At 45.2% G+C, this 21406-nt stretch carries 19 protein-coding genes; 9 read left to right on the forward strand and 10 right to left on the reverse strand.

The genetic code is table 11. The features are described from left to right. Positions 1 to 44: 44 nt before the first annotated feature. The 3 genes from NST47_RS19470 (at position 45) to NST47_RS19480 (ending at position 2995) form a co-directional block, all read left to right on the forward strand. On the forward strand, positions 45 to 1751 hold the full coding sequence (locus NST47_RS19470) for an extracellular solute-binding protein (RefSeq protein ID WP_341156597.1): 1707 nt from the start codon (positions 45 to 47) through the stop codon (positions 1749 to 1751). A gap of 3 nt (positions 1752 to 1754) precedes the next feature. After that, a complete protein-coding gene (locus NST47_RS19475) occupies positions 1755 to 1931 on the forward strand; it encodes a hypothetical protein (RefSeq protein ID WP_341156598.1) in 177 nt (58 codons plus the stop codon). Between the two features lie 311 nt (positions 1932 to 2242). Beyond that, a complete protein-coding gene (locus NST47_RS19480) occupies positions 2243 to 2995 on the forward strand; it encodes an SDR family oxidoreductase (protein ID WP_341156599.1) in 753 nt (250 codons plus the stop codon). Between the two features lie 157 nt (positions 2996 to 3152). Here the strand turns inward: NST47_RS19480 and NST47_RS19485 are convergent, their stop codons facing one another. Beyond that, positions 3153 to 4271: an MFS transporter gene (locus NST47_RS19485; protein WP_445667472.1), complete on the reverse strand. Its 1119-nt coding sequence runs from the start codon at positions 4269 to 4271 to the stop codon at positions 3153 to 3155. Between the two features lie 211 nt (positions 4272 to 4482). Here NST47_RS19485 and NST47_RS19490 point away from each other — a divergent pair, with 211 nt between their 5' ends. The 4 genes from NST47_RS19490 to NST47_RS19505 all read left to right on the forward strand — a co-directional run bounded on the left by NST47_RS19490 (position 4483) and on the right by NST47_RS19505 (position 8065). After that, a complete protein-coding gene (locus NST47_RS19490; protein ID WP_341156601.1) occupies positions 4483 to 5118 on the forward strand; it encodes a TetR/AcrR family transcriptional regulator in 636 nt (211 codons plus the stop codon). A gap of 165 nt (positions 5119 to 5283) precedes the next feature. After that, positions 5284 to 6114, forward strand: coding sequence for a helix-turn-helix transcriptional regulator (locus NST47_RS19495; protein WP_341156602.1), 831 nt, complete (start codon positions 5284 to 5286; stop codon positions 6112 to 6114). Between the two features lie 143 nt (positions 6115 to 6257). Continuing rightward, the gene (locus NST47_RS19500) at positions 6258 to 7577 is read left to right on the forward strand and encodes an NtaA/DmoA family FMN-dependent monooxygenase (RefSeq protein WP_341156603.1); all 1320 of its coding nucleotides are present in this window, start codon (positions 6258 to 6260) and stop codon (positions 7575 to 7577) included. Positions 7578 to 7837: 260 nt separating this feature from the next. Continuing rightward, a complete protein-coding gene (locus NST47_RS19505; RefSeq protein WP_341156604.1) occupies positions 7838 to 8065 on the forward strand; it encodes a hypothetical protein in 228 nt (75 codons plus the stop codon). A 173-nt stretch (positions 8066 to 8238) separates the two neighbouring features. On the opposite strand, the gene NST47_RS19510 is transcribed toward NST47_RS19505, so the two are convergent. The 9 genes from NST47_RS19510 to NST47_RS19550 all read right to left on the reverse strand — a co-directional run bounded on the left by NST47_RS19510 (position 8239) and on the right by NST47_RS19550 (position 19102). Next, a complete protein-coding gene (locus tag NST47_RS19510; protein WP_341156605.1) occupies positions 8239 to 9099 on the reverse strand; it encodes a helix-turn-helix domain-containing protein in 861 nt (286 codons plus the stop codon). A 431-nt stretch (positions 9100 to 9530) separates the two neighbouring features. Next, entirely contained in the window at positions 9531 to 11072 is a 1542-nt protein-coding gene (locus NST47_RS19515; protein WP_341156606.1) for an extracellular solute-binding protein, read from the reverse strand. 129 nt (positions 11073 to 11201) lie between these two features. Further along, a complete protein-coding gene (locus tag NST47_RS19520; protein WP_341156607.1) occupies positions 11202 to 12074 on the reverse strand; it encodes a carbohydrate ABC transporter permease in 873 nt (290 codons plus the stop codon). Between the two features lie 22 nt (positions 12075 to 12096). Continuing rightward, complete coding sequence (locus NST47_RS19525; RefSeq protein WP_341156608.1) at positions 12097 to 13029, reverse strand: ABC transporter permease; 933 nt, start codon at positions 13027 to 13029, stop codon at positions 12097 to 12099. Between the two features lie 158 nt (positions 13030 to 13187). Next, positions 13188 to 14525, reverse strand: a complete 1338-nt coding sequence (locus NST47_RS19530; protein WP_341156609.1) for a sulfatase-like hydrolase/transferase — start codon at positions 14523 to 14525, stop codon at positions 13188 to 13190. Between the two features lie 68 nt (positions 14526 to 14593). Continuing rightward, positions 14594 to 15913 (reverse strand): FAD-dependent oxidoreductase, encoded by a 1320-nt coding sequence (locus NST47_RS19535; protein WP_341156610.1) that lies wholly within the window; start codon positions 15911 to 15913, stop codon positions 14594 to 14596. A gap of 19 nt (positions 15914 to 15932) precedes the next feature. Continuing rightward, on the reverse strand, positions 15933 to 16199 hold the full coding sequence (locus NST47_RS19540) for a hypothetical protein (RefSeq protein WP_341156611.1): 267 nt from the start codon (positions 16197 to 16199) through the stop codon (positions 15933 to 15935). Further along, positions 16189 to 18042 carry a sensor histidine kinase gene (locus NST47_RS19545; RefSeq protein WP_341156612.1) on the reverse strand — a complete coding sequence of 618 codons (1854 nt, stop codon included), beginning with the start codon at positions 18040 to 18042 and terminating at the stop codon, positions 16189 to 16191. Before NST47_RS19545 ends, NST47_RS19540 begins: the two co-directional genes overlap by 11 nt. 1 nt (position 18043) lies before the next feature. After that, on the reverse strand, positions 18044 to 19102 hold the full coding sequence (locus NST47_RS19550) for a response regulator (protein WP_341156613.1): 1059 nt from the start codon (positions 19100 to 19102) through the stop codon (positions 18044 to 18046). Positions 19103 to 19512: 410 nt separating this feature from the next. Between NST47_RS19550 and NST47_RS19555 the strand changes: the two genes are divergently transcribed. Both NST47_RS19555 and NST47_RS19560 read left to right on the forward strand, forming a co-directional pair. Further along, entirely contained in the window at positions 19513 to 20307 is a 795-nt protein-coding gene (locus tag NST47_RS19555) for an SDR family NAD(P)-dependent oxidoreductase (RefSeq protein ID WP_341156614.1), read from the forward strand. A 55-nt stretch (positions 20308 to 20362) separates the two neighbouring features. Then, positions 20363 to 21388: a zinc-dependent alcohol dehydrogenase gene (locus NST47_RS19560; protein WP_341156615.1), complete on the forward strand. Its 1026-nt coding sequence runs from the start codon at positions 20363 to 20365 to the stop codon at positions 21386 to 21388. Positions 21389 to 21406: the final 18 nt, after the last annotated feature.

Consider the following 21406-nt stretch of genomic DNA (forward strand, 5'->3'; position numbering starts at 1 on the left):
AAGGGTCAAGGATTTTAATTAAACAGAGAAGAGGCAGCCGAACCATGAACCATTTTGATAAAAAAACAGCTTTGATGTTCAGTGTTATTCTGGCATCCATTGCTCTTGTATCCGCCTGCTCCCCAAGTGATGCTCCTGCTGGCAGCAGTGCGACCAATACCCCAACAGGTACTTCGGTCAAACGAGGTGCTCTCAGCACTACCGTGTATGATCGCGGGTTAATAGCAGCTTCCGAAGGAACGATAGAAAATAATCGCTGGACCAAATGGATTAATGAAAAAGGTCCTGCTGACGTCTCCTTCGTCGCAGTGCCGAGAACGGAATCAAAGCAAAAGCTGAATACCTTGTTTGCTTCAGGAAGCGCACCGGATCTCATATTTGAATATGAGCCGACGATCAAGGACCCCCTGTATGAGCAAAAGCAATTAATGCCGCTGGATGACATGATCAGCAAATACAGCACCGAATACAAAAAGCTGCTGGAGCAGACGCCAGCCCTGAAAAAAAGCGGGATGAAGGCCGACGGGAAAATCTATGAGTTCGGTAAATTAAATGAAGCGATGCCGCAGTATATTATGGTAATCCGTCAGGATTGGTTGAAAAAGCTAAATCTTCAGACACCAAAAACGACCGAGGAGCTTTATCAGGTGGCGAAGGCATTTGCCGAGAATGATCCGGATGGCAACGGAAAGAAGGATACCTACGGCATGAACATAGGCGTCAATCTGTATGAAATATTCGGAGCCGGATACGACAAAATTTTGACCTCGTATACCCTTAATAATGGTCAGCTGTCCAGAGAATGGAGCAATTTCAAAGGGTATGTCGAGTTTGCCAAACGATTATTCGACGAAGGCATAATAGACAAGGATTTCATTACCGACAAGAATGGGGCGAAGGCCAGACAGGATTTCCTGAATGGGAAAACCGGCATTTATTTGGTGCAGGCCAACAGCTACCAGCTATGGACACGCCTATGGATTACCGATTACGCTACACTCAAGACAAACTCACCAGGAGCGGATATTACGGTGATTCCTTACCCGAAATCTCCAAATGGCCAATTCATTCCGGGAACGGCAAACCCGGTACAAATGACGGCTGTCGTCAATAGAGAGGCCAAGGATCCGAAAGCCGTGATGGAATACATCGATTTCCTATCCAAGCCTGAGGCAGGAACTACATTAATCAGCGGACTGGAAGGCGTTCACTGGAATAAAGGTGCGAACGGCTGCCCTAACGCGATTAATCTGGACAAGAACAAGACGGAAATTGGATATTTAAGTCTCGATTTTGACATGGTTTATTCCGTAGCTCAAGGCGGGAAATGCTCTTATGTAGCCAGTAATTTCAATGTGGATAAGCCAGAAGAGAAGTTTGCCAAGGATATGTTCAAGACGAATATGAATCAGTATTACGAGCTGATTTTTGAACAGAAAGGGCAGTATCCGGCCATCACTCATGCTGAGCATTTCCCGACGGTTCCGAAGGAGCTGCTGGTTGATTCGCAAAATGCTGTGACAGAAATTTTGAATATATTGACCAAGTCGATCATAAGCGGACCTTCCTATACACCTGACAAGGCAGTGACGGATGCACAGGCTGCCTGGGATAAGTTCAGCGGTAAAAAGATTGATGAATTTTACAAAAAATGGTACACGGATAATAAGGATAACGCCTTCTTGCCTCAGGATATTTTCAATATTGTAAAGGAGCAAAGAAAGGTGCAGGAGGAGATTTTCAAGCAATAGTATTTGGTTAATCAGCTGGCATCGCCTCCAGCCTTTAAGGAGGTGGATCTGGGCAAGGTTACATTCGGAACGTCCGGTGTGAAGCAGTTCAAATTCATCCTGACGGGTACGACCAGCACAGAAGCAGCAGGAAAATACTGGATGGGTATGGATGCGATAAGTCTTACACCGCTCCCATAGTATAGATATAGTGCTGAGATGTAATTGAATAGATTAAAAGAACAAGCTAATTCAGGACAGCGTTGCTGCCCGTGAGTTAGCTTGTTTTGCATTAGATGTTCCTGGAGGTCGCCAGGTTAAGCAAAAAAACTATACTTTCGTATAATTACTGGATGGAAACCGTCGTGGTAAATTGAATGGCATGAAAGCCCATTTTCTGAGGAGTTAAGAAAACGACATCTCTCGTCTTATTCAGATGGTTGGGGTAGGTATGCTGGCAGCACAACGGCTCTAGCCGAGGAAGTAAGCGATATTAAATTGGAGGAATGATAATGATGAATTTACATGGAAAAGTAGCTTTTATATCGGGAGGAGCCCGAGGAATTGGGGCTGCGGCTGCGCTGCGGCTGGCTCAACAGGGTGCTAAGATTGCAGTGAATTATATTCAGCAGGTAGATGCTGCTCAGGAGCTCGTGGATCGGATTCGTAATGCCGGCGGGGAGGCTGAGCTGGCAAGGGCGGATGTGCGTGACCCCGAACAGGTGGAGAAGGCTGTGTCACACATCCAGACGACATTAGGAAGCATCGATATCCTGGTGAGCAACGCACACATGTCCTTCGTGATGAAGCCGCTGATGGAGATGCAATGGGGGGAATTTACCCAAAAGCTAAATGATGAGATGAAGGCAGCATTTACGTTAACGCAAGCAGTTTTACCAGGTATGATTGCTCAAAAATATGGAAGAATCATCTACATATCCAGCAATGCAGCAGATGTGGCATTACCTTATATGGCGGCACATGGTTCCGCCAAAGCGACGCTCAATGCGTTTGCAAAATATGTAGCGCTGGAAAATGCCCCATATGGTGTAACGGCGAATGTGGTCTCACCTGGACTGGTCCAGACAGATGCGTCGAGTTATACGCCGGAAGCGATCAAGCAACAAATTGCTGCCATGACACCTCTACAACGGGTGGCTGTGCCGGATGATGTGTCAGGTGCGATTACTTTTCTGGCCAGTGAGGAGAGTAGGTTCTTAACAGGTACTTGTACACATGTAAACGGCGGAATAAATATGGGGTAAGTTGGCATCGAAAAGAAAGTACCCTGTTGTAGGGATCGGGGGCAAGCTATGCATTACCGATGAAGGCGAAGCTGTGCAGTAATCTCCGCTGGTAGAAAATGAAAACGCCCTTGCCCTTGTGTGGCAAAGGCGTTTTTTGATCTTTACAGATAAATCTTCATTTCTTTGTAGGAAAGCCGTGTCTCTTCGCGTTCCAAACTATGCTTAATGCAACAAGCAGTAGAATCAACAGGAATCCTGGAAAGGACTGTGCTCCGATAAACTCCAGCAAAGCGCCACCCGCAAGGCCTCCACCAGCGATTGCCAGATTCCATACAGTAGTATTGATGGGCATTATGATATCAACACCTTCTTCTCCGCTTGCCGCAGCTTGCGCGGTTTGCAACAGCGTGGCTGCACCGCCGAAGGTAAGTCCCCAAAGAGCCACGGCCACATAAACTACGAGTGCCGATGAGCTGCCTATCCACAGTGCAACGGACACAAGCGAAAAGCCGATTAAACTGAGCAGTACCAACAGACGCAGCTTACGGTCTATTAAAAGGCCAACAATCCAGATGGAGACAAGGGCATCTAATCCAAAAACTAGCAAGACAAGATCGACACGTTCTGAGAGTCCGGAAGGCTCCAGAAACGGTGCAATGTACGTATATAAAATATTGTGTGCTAACATCCAGGTAAACACCACCATGAGAATCGGACGTATCCCCGGCAAAACAAATACCTGACCGACGGTCAATTTGTGATCTACAGGTTGTCCAGGATAATCGGGCACCTTCCACAGCACCCATACTATTAATATAAGAGTCAAAAAAGACATCAGTCCAAATATGGCTCGCCAACCGATCAGGTCACCGAGCAAGGTACCAATCGGCACTCCAAATGTAAGAGCAATTGGCGTACCTACCATCGCGACTGCCAGGGCACGCCCTTTTAAGGCATCTGGTACCATACGCCGCGCGTATCCGGCGATCATCCCCCATGCTGCGCCAGCAGCCACACCGGCAAAAAATCGAGCTGCAAGTGTCACAGCATAACTGGTCGACAAGGCAGTAATGGTGTTAAATATCAAGAATACTGCAATAATAGCGAGCAGCAGCGGACGCCGCCTAACCCCGCTTGTAGCCATGGCGAAAGGAATTGCCGCTACAAGCGAGCCAATCGCATATAGGGTTACGAGCTGCCCGGCCATCGCTTTTGTAATATCCAGTCCTTTCCCGATTAATGGCAGCAAGCCGGCTGGAATGGTTTCAGTAAGAATACAGATAAATCCTGTCATAGCTAGTGCGAACAATGCAAGCCAGGGGAGGCGAGCAGGGATATTAGCCGATTGGACCACATCTGTGGTTGATGATAATTGAGACAAATTAGTTTCCCCCTTAAGACAAATTTAATTATGGATCGGTCATTCCACATATTAAGTTTAATCACACTCTCTTGTCAAGGACTTCTGGATCGATTAGTATAAAATTAATAAAGGAGGTCATCATATGACGAGAACGGGACGTCCCCGCACATTTAATCGTGATGACGCGGTTGCTACCGCGATGCTTCTGTTTTGGGAACACGGATTTGAATCCACTTCACTTGCCCAGTTGCGTGCTGTAATGGGGGGGATATCCGCGGCAAGTTTCTACGCGGCGTTCGAATCCAAAGAAGTGCTGTTCCGCGAAGCAGTAGATCAGTATATGTCTACTTATGGACAGGTATCGGATAGTTTCAGAGATAAAAGCATGACATCAAGAGCAGCCATTGAGCAAGGATTACGGCGATCGGCACGAATGCAAACAGAAAGCTCCCACCCTCTGGGCTGTCTGTTGGTTTTATCCACTGTAAACTGTTCACCAGAGCAAAAGCACATCCAAGAGATACTAGCTAAGGAACGAGAAAAGGTTCATGGTTGGATGAAAGATTGTATAGAACGGGGAGTCGCAAATGGCGAGTTGCCTGTTTCTACAGATATCTTCATGTTGGTTACCTTATTTGAAACATTTCTTCGAGGAATCTCGCAACAAGCCCGGGACGGCGTTCCATATGAGGCCATTGATGCTGCCATAACTCAACTGATGAGCGTATGGGATGCATTGTCTGGGAAGCAAGGTAGGCAGCAGGGTGAACGCATTTAAACCCGGAGATGAAGTTTATTGATAAGGAATTCAATTTCAAAGATGCAGGGTTAGCGCTTCAATATCTTGAAAGCGGAAGTGCCAAAGGAAAGGTAGTCATTAAAATAAAGTCTGAATGGGCGATAATTAACAACTGACTTGATGCCAGGGAGCAGGTGCAGTACGATGAAATTTTTGGATAAATTAGCTGAAATATTTGCTAACGATTCCTACGATATTGAAGGGGTCTATCGTTTAATCATCCAGCCGAAAAGCATATTACGTGAATTTAGGACCGTCAAGCATGGATTTCTTTTTATCGTTCGTGGAGGAGCTAGACTACGTGTGAATGGAACGGTTTACGAATTACATCCAGGATCAGTATTTCATGCGGCTCCAGGCATGCAGTTGGACTCGCAAGTTATAGGCAAATCAGAATTAGAGTACTATTCACTTTTTTATAAATTGGATACATTAGCCGATGTCAATTGTATTCATGAATGCGACTCTCATTTCAAGCTGGAACCGGGAGCAAATCCGAGAGTGATAGAACTACTGATTATGCTGCATCAGAATGCCCACATGCATGGAGGGATTGGGAAGCTTCGTGTTAAGGAATTATTCTTAAGCATCATGTATCAAGTTCTGGTCGGTTGCAGACATCGGGAGAATGAGAGATCTCCAAGTAAAAACGTGATAGAGGAAGCCATTGCATACATTAACGGACATTATATGAATCCGCTCACACTTGACGAGTTAGCTGAGTTGCATGCGATGAATCCCAAACGCTTCTCATACTTCTTTCATAAATATACGGGGTTCCGTCCAATCGATTACGTTATCAATTATCGTATGGAAAGAGCGAGTGAATTACTACATGCAGGCAATTTCACCATCCGCGATATCGCTGTCAGTGTCGGCTATGCCAATTCGTTATATTTCAGTAGAGTATTTAAAAAGAAATTCGGTATGTCTCCCTCAGCATACACCAATAAATTAGATAATCATATTGATTGAATTTCAACAGCAAGCTTGAATTAGATAATTATACATAAGGCATTTGTGATTTGTGTATTTGCATTTGCTTCAGTCCTTGTTACATTATAAGTGATAATGATAATCATTATTGGTTAATATGGAAGCAGGAAAGGTTGGTAGAATTGACTGCAAATAGACAATTATGTATTGGATTGTCCTTGAATGCTACCTGGATGAAAGGAGAAGGCTGGCGGCACCCGGATAGCGGAGTAGAAAAAATGGGTTCAATTGACTATTACATTGATTGGGCAAAGATTGCGGAAAAGTCCAAGCTCGATTTTCTTTTCAGGGCGGATTATCTTTATGTTAGCCCGCAAATGCTGGGCGATTCCGCTAATTTCGGCAGCCCTGACCCTACTATGATGTTTGCGGCGATTGCTCGTGAAACCGAGCGGATCGGACTGGTTACGACTGTTTCTACAACTTTTAATCCGCCGTATGTTGTTGCCAGGCAGCTGCAAACCTTGCATTGGCTGAGCAATGGGCGCGCCGGCTGGAATATTGTCACTTCAATTGAAGGCGCTGAAAATTTCGGTAATTCTCCTATGCCTTCACCGCAAGAAAGATATACGAAAGCCATGGAATTTACAGATGTTGTACGCAAGCTCTGGGAAAGTTTCCCGAATGAAGCCATTATTATTGATCGCGAGTCAGGCATATTTTCTGATAAGGATAAAGTGGCTGCCGTTCATCATTCCGGTGACTATTTCAGTGTAAAGGGACCGCTTACTTTATCTTCCCATAAATCGGGAACTCTTCCTTTGTTTCAAGCCGGCGCTTCAGAGGTTGGACGAAATTTTGCTTCTTCAATAGCGGATGCTATTTTTGCGGCAATGCCGGATATTGAATCGGGCGTGGAATTGCGAAATGATCTGAGACGAAGAGCCGCAGAACATGGGCGTGATCCGAACACCATTAAAGTTTTGCCGGGTTTATATTTTTTCTTGGCCGACACTCGCGAGGAAGCCCAGGAATTGCATAACGTCGCGCATGCACATTTAAGTATTGAGCGCAGACATGCATCTCTCCGATCGGTGCTGGGTCTTGATTTAAGCGAATTCCCTTCAAATCAGCGCGTAACTGCCGATATGCTTCCCGATCCGAACCAGCCTGTCCGCAGCCGAACACATGCCGAGCTGTTGCGCCGGTATATTACGAAGCATCAGCCTACAGTGGAAGAGGTGCTGGCACGACCAGAGGTTGTCGGTTCTGCTCATTGGGTATCTGTTGGAACGGTCGAGGATGTGCTAAACGATATTATTGAGCGGTTTGAGGCTAGAGCTATTGACGGCTTTATAGCCCTTCCAGGCGGTTCAGAAAAATCCATGGAAATATTTTTTGAAAAGCTGGTGCCGCAGTTGGTTCAAAAAGGCTTGTTCAGAAGCGAATATATGGGGGAGACCTTACGTGAGCATTTAGGAATTAGGTCTTTCTCAGATTGAGTTATTAATTTTGTTGGTTTTAATTTGCGCAGGGAAACATTGGAAACCATTAAGGTATACGGTATACGTATGCCTTTTTTGCGTCTCCATTTTTTATGTCAGAAAAGAGGATGACCCGCTTATTTCCCGAAGCTGGTGATTCCACTGCAAAAGAAACCGGTTTTGTATACATTTTTGTACTTTTTTTGAATATAAACGCGGGGGGAGGGTTGCTATAATCAACTTAACAAATTGAAAGCGCACACAAAGGGGAGCAGGGTATGCAGCATTTTTCCAAAGTGCTTCATTCCGGCAGCTTGACGGCGCCGTCCAAACCCAAAGCGGAGTGGAGAGCCCGTCTGCTGAAGTGGTGGGGGTTTCGATCCTTGTATCTGATTATGCTGCCGGGCATTATATGGTATTTTCTGTTTCGTTATGTACCGATTTATGGTTTTCTGATCGCTTTTAAAGATTTTAATATTATGGAAGGCATTTTCTGTCGTGGGTAATTATTTACGGCATTGTAACCGCCTTCCTATCTCCTACATTCGGGCTGTTCAACCGCTGGCTGGCCGAAATGGGCGGGGAATCAATCGCTTTTTTGCAATCCCAGGATTGGTTTTACCGGGTAGATCAGGTACACTCCAGTAATACGGGTGGAGTGCACCTAGCGGCCGCTTTGTTAAATTAATCGGTTTTGGGAGGATTCCATTTTTTGGTAATCCGAAGGCGCGATGCCCTCCAGTTTCTTGAAACACCGGCTGAAGTAAAACGCGTCGTTAAACCCAACCAGTTCCGAGATCTCACTAATATTTTGATAGCCTTCCTTCATTAGTTCCTTGGACTTGTTAATACGAACATTGATCAAATACTCAATAGGCGAGCTTCCAGTAACCTCCTTGAAGATGACCTGTAAATAGGAATGGCTGAGCTGAATGTAATCGGATAAATCCTTAAGCTTTAATTTATCGGCATAATTTTCCAATATGTACGTAGTTACCTTCTCTACCTTCCTTATTTTGTCGTAATTTAGCGTTTGTTTAGACGAGTTCCATAAGAATAGAAGATGCAGCATTTCCATGAAATATGCTCTTTCTCGGAACACTTTACTGAACGTATTGGGTGAAACCCATTCCTTGGCCAGGCATTGAAACAAGTAGATGACTCTTGATAGAAGATAGGAATCATCGAGTGATGTAAATGATTGTAAGGGCAGGGGAATATCTTTTTTGATCCATTCTTCATCATCACCATCATTATGCGCCAGGCAGGAATATTTAAAATCAACTCCATAACACTTCATAGGGTTTTCCTTAAAGGTATGTCCCCATCTTACATCGCCAGGTTTGAAATAAATCAAATCTCCTCTGGAAACTTTTCGCTCTTCATTGCAGCCAATGACAGCTTCACCATCATACACCAGGATAAAAGAATGTGTGCGCCATACCTGTCTCTGATTTTCCCACGTAGGCGTTACGATTCTGTGTACGACTTGAATAAAATGCGGGATCATATTTTTCAAATCACCTATGTCATCATTCATACAAATCACCTTTATTCATAATTATTAACCGCCTGCAATAGCTGCCGGTCTGCAGATTCAACTTGCTGCCACAATATAATATTACAAATTAAAGTGAATAGTAAATGGTATGAACTTATTGGTCTGTGATAGGTTATTAATATGATTTTAACATATCATGAGCATAAAGGAAGGGTCTATATAAATCAACTGAAGCCAAGTGCAGCAGTGTTTTATGAGGTGCAAGTGCCGTGAAATCAAGAGAAATCAATCGAGGTATGAGCCAAATCGTTTTATCTTGGCAGCATGACCGGGCTATCTTATGGCTTTCATGCAGAGGTTAGAATATGCGTGCCTCTGGGCACGCCTGAATAGCAAAAAGCAGCAGTTGGGGAAACTGCTGCTCGCTTGCCGTTATAACGCACTATCTCAATAAAGATTTTTCCTGCTTTTTATTTGCGAGGTAAGTAAACCCCTTCTTTTTTGTTATAGCGGTCTGTGGCTTCCTGGATAACTTGATCCCCGCCTTTTTTCTTCCATTCATCAATAACCTTCGGCCAGTCGGAGATCGGTTCTTTACCATAAATCATTTTTACAATATGATCCAGAATAAGTGGTGGGAAGTTTCCGCTAAGATCCGGATTTTTTGCCTGTGCATCCAACTGCGGGTCAAATTGAATGCCATCCCGTCCTTCCTTGACCAGCTCATTTTTCATGAAATCCATAACTGCCTTACCCTTAGGGTTTAATTCAAGCGATTTCGTAAAGGTATCATCTTTTACGAACCAGAGAGTTTTTTGCCGGAATTCTTCGATGTTAATTTCGTCCGGAGTCTCGGCGATTTTGTAGCTGATATTTCCGTTATCTACTTTAAAGGTATCACCTTCGATACCATATGTGAAAAACTTCTCGGCCTCCGGGGTCAGCATCCAATCAAAAAATTGGATAATAGCTGCAGCCTTGTCAGGAGATACCTTGTTATTGATCAAATAGGTTCTGGCGATGGAATCACTAAGAGGGGAACCTCCCTTCCCGTCGGGACCTGTAGGTGCAAGGGTTTGGATAAGGTCCGAGCCCGGGATCGCGGCTTGCAGTTTTTTCACGATATTGAGTGAATCTTTTGCTCCAAGCAAATACATGCCGCTTTTCGGATTGTAGACGTTTTGAGCTAAGTTATTGCCGTTATTGCTTGGAAATTCTTTGCTAATTAAGCCTTCGTCCAGCATGGTTTTGTATACCTGTATGGCCTGCATCATAGCGTCGGTTTTAAAGAACTTGGGTAAGACTTGTCCATTCACGAACTCGAATTGTCCAGGCAATACGTCATATGCAGCAAAAAATACGTCTGATCCATTACCGAATTTATCTGTTGCCAAGAAAGGTTCGCTCGCTCCATTTTTCTTGAAAGCTCTCAACATGTTCATGTATTCATCCACGGTTTTTGGAGTTTGTAACCCGGCTTTTTCCAAGAGATCTTTGCGTATATAAGTCGAGGTCCCGTTAGGAATCGAACGAAACTCCGGGATGGCCACGATTTTCCCTTGATACTTGACACGATCCCACGCTTCTTTTGGAATTACTTTCAGCAGATTTTGACCATACTTATTGAGCAGATCGTCCAGCGGCATGAACACACCGGACTGCACGCCGCCCGCCAGATTTTTTCCGAAAATGGAATTGGCCATGACTACATCAGGAATATCGCCAGAACTGAATTTCAAAATCATTTTCTGCTCGTAGTCCTTCTGCAAAATCAGCTCAATGTTCGGATTCGTATTCGTCAATTCCTTAAGCTTTTTAACGAATTTGTCTTCGTTAATGTTGGACATGGTCTCCAGGTAAGTACCGCGACCCGTCATCGTCATCGTGAAAGTAACAGGTCCTTTAGTTGCGACAGCACTTGGCGCATTCCCGCCTTGGCCGGCACAAGCAACCAAACTTCCGAAAGCCAGAGTCGATGCTATTGCGGTAAAAGTCATTTTTTTCGTGAACATGTTCGAACCCCTTTCTTTTTATCCGAAAAATGAATGGCGTAGCTGTAAAGCGCTTGCAGAATCAATATAACGTCTATGAGTGCTTACGTACATTGTTTTTCTTTATGGCTCATGTCAAATTTTTAGGTGCTAGGATTTGATCGATCCGATCATAATGCCTTTGACAAAATATTTTTGCAGAAACGGATAGATAAGAATGATGGGAACGGAAGATACCATCACAACCGCCATCTTGATGCCGTCGGGTGTAATATCATTCATATCGACCAGCAGGCTTGCGTCCGTCATGATGTTCGAATTCGCAATAATTTCCTGTACTTTTACCTGTAAAGGATACAACTCGCGTTTGCTGATATAGAACACGGCAGCCATATAAGAATTCCAATGTCCCACGGCATAGAATAAGCCCATAGTAGCCATAACGGGCTTGGACAAAGGCAATACAATATTCCACAAAATACGCAGCTCACCGCAGCCGTCAATCCTTGCGCTGTCAATTAATTCGGAAGGGATTTGTTGAAAAAAAGATTTCGTCACAAAAAAATTAAACGCACTGATAGCTCCGGGAATGATCAGCACCCATACCGTATTGAGCAGTCCAAGCTGCTTCAACCACAAATAGTTCGGGATAAGCGGCGCATGAAAAATCATCGTAAACAGCACCAGCATCAGGACCAATTTGGCACCCTTATATTCCGTTCGGGACAATGGGTATGCCAATGAGGACGTAGCACTTAAATTAATCAGCGTACCGAATACTGTAATAAAAACGGTAATTCCGAAAGCGCGCCAGATGGTCACATTTTGCATGACATAGTCATAGCTGGCTAGTGTAAAGTCAACTGGCCAAAACAGCACCTTCCCTTGTTCGATAGCTGTGCCACCGCTGAACGATAGCGCCGCCACATTAAGCAGCGGTAAAAAAGACAGTAGGGACAACAAAGCCAATAGAACAACGTTAAAGCCATAAAAAAGACGCCGGGACCTGCTTGCTTTTCTCATAGTGAACCCCTTCTTCCCAAACTTAGTACAGACCTTCGCCAGTCGCTTTTTTGCTCAGTGCATTCCCAGTCACAAGAAGCGCCAGTCCTACAATCGATTTAAACAAACCAATAGCGGTTGTATAGCCGTATTGCTGCTGCAGCAAGCCAACCCGGTAAATATAAGTATCCAACGTATCTCCGCTGGACTGATTGAGCGAATTCAAAAACACAAATACCCGCTCAAAGCCGAAATCGAGAAAATGCCCGATTTGCAGCAAAAACATAATCGTAATTGTTGGCAGCAGCGAGGGAAGTGTGATGGAGATCGTTTGCCGCCAACGGCTGGCTCCATCGATCTCAGCAGCCTCATACTGCTCTGGGTTAATACCGGTAATAGCGGCCAAATAAATGATCGTCCCCCAACCGGTATCCCGCCAAACCCCGGACCCGACTATAATCGACTTGATGTAGCTCTCCTCACCGAGAAAATAAACACGATCAAGACCTATCCAACTTCGCAGATGATTGACAATTCCATGCTCCTGGCTGAGCAGCCCAATCGCAATTCCACTAATGATGACCCATGACAAAAAATGCGGCATATAAATGACCGTTTGTACCAATCTTTTGTAAATCATCCCTCGAAGCTCATTCAACAGCATCGCCATAAGTATCGGAGCGGGAAAAGCGAAAATCAGATCATAGGCTGCAATCAGCAGCGTATTTTCCAAGATCCGTACAAATTCCATGTAAGCAAACATTTTATCGAAATTTTTAAAACCAATCCAAGCACTTCCGGAAAATCCCTTGAAAATATTGTAGTCCTGAAATGCAATGGCCGAGCCTGCCAATGGCACATATTTGAACACTACAAAATACAAAATTCCCGGTATGGACAGTAGATAAAGCATCTTGTGCTTCCACAGGTAAAGCCCTATCATTTGAAGCGGTGACGCATTTTTGTGAACAGCCATATGTCCTCCCAAATATAAATTAATGTTTTTTCCTGTTCTCTCACTCATTCTTACGATTTCAACTTTGACAACCTATGAGGTTCCGGGATTAAATGTAGCACATAGGCCCATTTCCTATAAAAGCTTAGGCAGGAACAGAGCATTTATAGGAATGGCTCCTAATTCGACATTTGCTTCAAATCTTCAAGCTGTTTTTTTTGAAATTCATGCGCTTTGATGTTTTCCTTCTCAGGGGAGCAAATCTTTCGCAATTCAATTTCCAACTCTAACGCTTTACTTGGAAATTGTGTATACACGTTCTCCAGCTCATGAGGGTCGTTTGATAACTGAAATAACTGATGTTCGGCATCCATATTGTAGATCAGCTTCCAATCCCCTTTACGGATCATAAAGGCGCCGGACCGTACGGCGTGACCATGATACTCAGAGAAAACAATCCTCTCCGAATCGTTATTGGGGATATGTGTAAGCGGTGTGCCTCGTCTGCCGTCAGGTATTGGCACGCCTGTCGATTGAAATATTGTTGCTTGAACATCTAGCAGATCAACAGGTGTTTCCACCCGAAATCCCGTGCCAAAATCTGGGCCTGCTGCGATGCAGGGGACTCGGATTGAATCCTCGAACATGCTGCTTTTCCACCATAGACCGTATTTACCGAGCATCTCTCCATGATCGGCGGTGTAGATCAGGTTCGTATTTTCTTGCAGATCCGATTGCTCCATCGCTTCCATAATGCGGCCTAATTGCCGGTCTACAAAGCTGACACAACCGAAGTAACCTTGGCGTAGTCCCAGTATCTGTTCATCCGTGAATTGATTCGTCTCAAAATAATATCTTAAGTCAGCGGCATAGGGATGCTGTGCCGACTCACATGCGGCTCCGTATTCCGGTAGGCTGACACCTTCTTGATACATGTCCCAGAATTCGCGAGTGGTCCACAATGGAAAATGCGGCTTTGGCAGATTAATAACGAGTACCCACGGTTGTTCCAAACCCGGCGCTTTTTCTTTCAACCATGCCATTGCAATCTCCATTCTTTTCAAATCACGATCAAATGCGTTATCCTTTATTCCAAATTCGGCTGCCAGCTTGGAAACTCCTTTGCGAACAGCACCTGGTCGCCGTGGAAGCCCTCCACTTTCAAAAGCTTCATTGACAGTTTCATATTGTTCGCTAAATTCTTCGTAGATTTGGGCGGATCCCCCGACCACCACAGTATGTACCCCTTGATCGGCAAGCACTTTCCCAAATGACGGAATGCTTCGATCTAAGTTTACTTTACAGTTGCTATAGGCCTGCACCTCATGTATCCTTTTTCCTGTCACAAAAGCCGCCCTGGATGGGGTACATAAAGGAGATAAACAATAGGCGTTTGAAAAAACGGTCCCGCTTTGTGCCAGCTTCTCCATATTCGGTGTTTGTACAATAGAATGTCCATAGACAGAGCAATATTTTGGATTATGCTCGTCGGACATCAATAATATGACATTTGCCACTTTATCACCTGCATTCTATAGATTGAATAGCCTTTCGGAATTGGCTGCAAAATTTCTTTTGCTCTACGTTAAAATTTACAGTTGTCGAAATCAACGAGGGCGCCCTGTTCAATGAGCTTGTGCCGAAGCAGGCCGAAATCCATATCTGACATGCTGCAGCCGTTCTGTACGCTGATGGCCGCAGCCGTACCCGCACCCTGTCCCATCGCCATGCAGGTGGCCATGACGCGCACGGAGCCGAAACTTGGTCCATCCGCGCTAAGGCATCTCCCGGCTGTGACGAGATTGATGCTGCCCTGCGGCACAAGGCATCTGAGGGGAACATTGTACTCCTGTTTGGGGATGAAAAATTCCTTCTGATGGATGCTGTTTGTCTCATGGATATCAATAACGTGCGCGCCCTTGGCAATTGTGTCGGGGAAGGCCTTGGGATTCAGAATGTCGTCAGCCTTGAGCTCATAGATGCCGACGATGTGATAGGTTTCACGCACACCAGTCTGGATGCCCGACTTCGCAAGCCAGCAGTTTTTGAATTCAGGGAAATTCTCGCGCATGACATCGATAATCAGGTGAAGCTTTTCGCGCAGGCTGCATTCGGTACGCGTGAACCACTCGGGGTCACTCGCGTCGGTGGGCTCGCGCAGCAGGTTGATGCTAACCATGCCGTCGTGGAAAAACTTGTTGATCCAAGGGCCACCGAAGATGGGTATCTTGCCCTGATCATTGAGCTCGGCAAGTCTGCCACGAATCACATCGGAGATAGGCAGGATGCCGTTAACGGCGTCGCCGAAAATAGGAGCGAGTGCGTCAGTATCCACCCCGCCGAGTTGGAACCAGAGGGAGGCGGGCTGCAGCACATCGCCTTTAACTGTCTCAAAGCCCGCCGCACGAACAATGTCGGCGTCGCCGGTGCAGTCCACAAAAACCTTGCCCGAATAGGCCACACGGCCTGCTTTGTTCTGCACAATGACATGAGTGACACGTCCGTCGGTAACGATGCAATCGGAAAACCAGGTGTGGTAAAGCAGCGTAACGCCGCTTTCAAGCAGCAGGCGCTGTGCAGCGAGCTTTAAGAGCTCGTCATTAACAGGGTAGTTACCGCTGTCAAGCGCGACATTCGCACCGCCCAGCGCAGCTGCCTTCTGCATAAGCTCGAAGGGGATGCCGCCGATGTGCTGTTTGCTATTGATGCGAAATTCGCTGATAGGGGTGACGAGGGCACTTGTCGCCATGCCGCCGACGAAGCCGTAGCGCTCGATAAGGAGCGTTCTTGCCCCATTGCGTGCTGCTGCCACTGCGGCGATGAGGCCGGAAGGCCCGCCGCCGCAGACGATGACATCATAGCTGCCGATAACGGGAATTTCCCTGCTGTTTTCTTGTACAACCATTGTACGTTCCTCCCAATAATCAAAATAGCCTCTCGTTCGCAGCATGGGCCATCGACCAGATAACGGCCGATGACCCATGCTCGAAATAATGGACGTCCGAACCGCATATGGCCACTGCCATTACTTTAATGAACGTTTGGTCGGGTGCTGGTTGCGGGACAGGCACGTCTTCCATCCGAATTTGCCTGATTCCCGTCTTGATTTGGATGTAACCCCATACTAACCGGAGATAGATGGCAGCACCATGAAGTCTTTTTGGACGGCATGGTTTTTTTTTAGGTGTCAAAAAAGTTGTCACGTTGATCCTTAGGCAGCTTCATGGTAACGATCGTCCCCTCATTCAATCGGCTCTCAATCTCGAGACCATATGCTTCTCCAAACACCAATTGAATACGCCTGTGTACATTCATAACCCCGATACCGCCGTACTCATAAGCATTCGAGCTGGAATCGTAAGCAAGTCGATTCGAATACAGCTTGTTACGTAATTCGTTCAATCGTTCCTGCGTCATCCCTTGCCCGTTATCCTCTACCATGACATAAAAGTTATCGTTGTCCATTCGCGCATTGATCCGGATTTTGTGCTGCGGCGTGATATGTTTTCGAAAAGCATGCTCAAATACGTTCTCGATTAGTGGCTGTAGCGTGAAACGGACCATTTTTTCAAGCAATAATCCAGGAGGGATTACGACATCAATCTCGAATTCCCGTTCCAACCGATGCTTCAAAATGATCAGGTAATAACGGATATGGTTCAACTCATTAGCAACCGTAATTTCTTTGAGGTTGGTCTGAGAAGCATAGCGGAGCATGAACGCCATAGCGTCGACAATTTCACGAATTTCTTGAGTGTCGCGTATGATCGCATAACAGTTGATTGTTTCCAGTGTGTTGTACAAAAAGTGTGGATTAATCTGCAGCTGCAGTGCCTGAAATTCAGCTCGCTGCCTTTCTAACTGCTGGGTGCGCAGCGCAAGCTTGGCAGTTTGCTGGTCCAGTTCGGCTGCATACACCTTCTCAATCATTTCGGAAAGACGGTGGACCATCAGATTGTAGCTGTGAATTAGCAGCCCGATCTCATCCATGCGCTCGCCGACGGGAATTTCCCTCCATACGCCTCTTTCCGTTTGCCGCATACCTTCCTTAAGCACTTGAATCGGCTTGTTGATCGATTGTGCAAAACGATAAGCAAGCCATAGACCGGAAGCAAGCGCAAACAAACCCACGGAAATAACCACCCACCTGATGGCGGTTACAGGCTTACGCAGTTCCTCGACCGGCAGCGATATAACCAGCTTCCAACCGGAATAAGGCGAGTTTTTCCAAACAAATAATCGTTCCTCTCCAAACTCCCCCATAATCTGTGTGCCTTCGGTTTTCGCAAGTATGGGGTCAGCTATCGATGTATTCAGACGGGTCCCCAGTTTACTTGAATCGGGGTGATAGATGAGCTTTCCTTCTCCATCGACAATAAATAAATTTCCATTTTCCCCGATATCGAGCTTGACCCAAATTGTGGAAAGCTCATTAATATTCAGATCAATCGCCAGCAAACCGTTATAATCAAAAGTGGAATAACCACGAAACGGACGGACGAGCGTAACAACCGAATGGCTCAACTCGGGCTTAAGCGATGACCGTAAAATCGTCAAACGAGTCGTATCCACAATTTTCGACATCAGATTGTCGTAGTAAATGGCTGGTTGTTCAATCGGATATTCACTTGTAATATAGTTGTTTTCAAGCACATAACGTCCATGCCGACCGAGTACATAAATGGAATTAATGTGAGGATAATGCAGGAATGTGGTTCGTATTGCATTTTGTTTTATTTTATCCGCGTAATAAATATAATCGTAGCTGTTCTCTGGATTGATATCCAGAAAACGCTTCACTTCATCCTGCGAGATCAAGACATTGCTTGCCCGTTCATACGATTGCAAATAAAGCTCGGTTTGATGCGCGGTGCTCGTAATAATTTGGCTGAGTTGTTTCTCCTGTTGGCTTTCCAAAATGCGTACAGCTCCAAAATAGGAGATAAATCCAACTAATGCTAAGGACAATATAATGACAATCACAAAATATAGAAACAAACGACTGGACAGCGACAATCGATTCGCCTGACGCATTTCAATCAATCCCCAATTTGGAGCGGTACTCGGTAGGCGAGAGTGCGTACATCTTCTTAAACGACTTGGCAAAATGCGAATAATCCACGTAACCAACCTCCAAAGCAATATCCAACATCCGGTAATGGGGGATTTCAAGCAGCTTTCTCGCTTGTTCAAGCCGCTTCTTTATCCGATAGTGGACAAAGGTTTCATTGGTCATCTGCTTGAACAGCTGGCTGAAATAGGACGGATTCAAACCCAGATGATCTGCTACCTCCTCAAGCGATACCTCCTGATTGAGATGCGTATCGATATACTCCTTGGCGGCTTCGATAGGATCAATCGTTTTGCCTTTGCGTTTTTTCAGAAGCTGTTCAAATATCCCATGAACTATCGCCTCAAATTTCTCAAATGCTGGTTCTGCGTTTCCCGCTTCTTCTTCGTTCATTTGGATAGGCTCCGCAGAGAAAGGATAAATATCTTTTTCATTCAAAAATTGGATCACCCGCTGCATGCTTTCACCTAATAAAGTAACGGTCTGCTGCACATTCATATGAAGCCCGCCAACGTAACGCCGCCATTCTCCAAGAACCGTATCCAAATCCTGCTTTTGTAAATTCCATATGCCCTCTCCAATTCGCACCAGAAAAGCTTCACAATCACGAATCGAGAGTATGCTCTGATCCTTTGAACGCAATCCGTTCGTTTGAGCTATCAGCTTATCCAGTACTTTTTCCAACTCAACTTGATTGACAGGTTTTAATAAATATTCCTTAACGCCGTAGGAGACACTTTTTTGAGCATATTGAAACTCACCAAACCCGGAGATGACGACCGTCTGGATTGGCAGTTGGCTTTCTTGAATGCAGCGACACAGTTCTAAACCGTCCATATCGGACATTCGGATATCCGTCAGCACAAAATCGGGCGGCTGCTCGTCAATCATCCGCAGCGCCTCCTCAGCACTTGAAGCCAAACGAATTGTAGCTACAGGACGGCAGGTTGCTTCGACAAGTTTTTGCAGCCCTCGGCGAATGATAGGCTCATCGTCAACTATAATCATGTGGAAGTATGTCATGAATGGTTGCTCCTTTTATGTATCTCTATTGATGCTTGCTGAGTGGACGGAGGACCTAACGTGACCTCACCCTAAAAAAATGACAAGAAGCATAGAGGTTTGCCATTTTAATAAACAAGGCCACCAATTATAGTGAGATAATAAGCTTTTATTATGCATTAGTAAAGAGCAACAACTATTCAATTTTATTGAGGAGGTAGTTGTGGATATAGCGACTCCAATTTGCAGATTTATCATACTGCCACAATATAATATTACAAATTAAGGAGAATAGTACATGGTATGAACTGGTTCTGCTGTGATAGCTTATAAGTATGATTTTAATGCATGCTTTATAGTAAAAAGAAAGGGGGGGTACCAATCAGCTCAGGTCAAAATTGATGTATTGTGCAAGGGGGTAAAAAAAGGAGATGGAACAGCTCATGTGTTTCAGCAACGAAGTAGCTGTGGTTACCGGTGGCTATTCAGGAATCGGCGCAGCAGCCGTGAAAAAACTAGCAGCCAATGGAGCTATTTGTGCGATGATCGGCCGAAGTGCGGATCGAGCACAAGAATTTATGAACAGCTTGCCCGAGTTTAAAGGACAGCTTTACTTCTATCAGGCAGATGTATCCGATGTCGAACAGATTGAACATGCAGTAGAAGCGATCATTCAACAACATGGCAGTATCCATATGCTTGTGAACTCGGCTGGAACGAATATTCGTAAAGCGGCCTTGGAGTATACGCTTGCTGAATGGAAATATATCATAGACACGAACTTAACGGGTACATTCTTCGTTTCTCAGATCGTGGCGAGAGAGATGAAAAAAAATAAGGGTGGACGGATTGTTAATATCGGCTCTATGTTATCCCATTATGGCGTGCACAATGTAGCTATATACGGTGCTGCCAAAGGAGGTGTCTCACAAATAACAAGAGTTCTTTCTGTGGAGTGGGCGGAATTGGGTATTCGGGTTAATCAGGTAAGCCCAGGATATATAAAGACACCATTTGTGGACTTGTCGACTCCAGCTAACCTTGGCTACAGGGATCGAATCATCAATCGCACACCGTTACAGAGACTGGGTACACCGGAAGACGTTGCTAATATGATCGTTTTCCTGCTTTCCAATGAAACGGATTTTGTTACCGGACAAATTATTGCTGTTGATGGAGGCATATTAGGAGGTGATCCTACTTTAAATCCTTTTCAGAAAGCCTAATTAACCAATAGCTTTTGATTAAGACATTAATATTAAACAGGAGGTTTATTACGGGATGAAACAAGCTGTATTAACAGGAATCGAAGAAATGCATGTTGCAGATGCGAAACGCCCTGCACCTGTAGCTGATCAAGTATTAGTGGAAATAGAGGTATGCGGGATCTGTGGATCAGACCTTCATATTTATAAAGGGGGGCATCCCACAATCAAGCCGCCCACAATCATGGGTCATGAATTCGCCGGCAGAGTGGTTGAAATAGGACCTAATGTGAAAGCGTTTCAAATAGGAGATTACGTCGCCGGAATCCCCGGAGTAGGGTGCAGGAAATGTGAACATTGTCTTCAAGACAAATTTAATCTTTGTCGGGAATTGAAAGTGATAGGGGGCTATTTCCCAGGGGCGTTGGCCAACTTTACACTAGTTCCAGAATATAATTTGATAGCGCTTCCAGAACGATTTACGGCAACTGAAGGAGCAATGATTGAAAGTGTAGCTGTCGCTGTACACGCTGTTGGTAGAATGGAGAGTGTTACCGGAAAAACGGTGGCTGTCTTGGGAGCAGGTCCGATAGGGCTCTTAATTATTCAAGTCCTGAAAGCGTTTGGCGCCAAATTAGTTGCCACTTCTGATCCTATTGAAGGCAGACGGGAAATTGCTAGAAGGCTGGGAGCGGATATTGTTATCGATCCCGTTAAGGAGAACATTGTAGATCGTTTGAAGGATGAAGCCGGCGATATTGGACTGGATGCCGCGATTGATTGTGCCGGGTTGGAGCTAACCCTAAACCAAGCACTGAACATTACGAAACATGGCGGAGAAATAGTCATCACTGCATTATTCGCGAAAGATCCTGTGTTCCCTATGCGCCTGCTCCAAAGAGCAGAAAGGAAATTATTAGGGACTCAAATGTATGTCAGAGAAGACTTTGAAGTGGCCATCCAATTGGTGCAAGAGGGTAAAGTCAAATTTGATGATATGATCACCCACAGATTTGATTTGGATCATACACCGGAAGCCTACCAGCTTGCAGTAAGCCGTTCACCTGAGGTTGGGAAAATTGTTATTGATATTAATAAATAAGTTAACAACTATAAAGTA

It is taken from the genome of Paenibacillus sp. FSL H8-0034 (assembly GCF_038000305.1).
Lineage (GTDB): Bacteria > Bacillota > Bacilli > Paenibacillales > NBRC-103111 > Paenibacillus_S.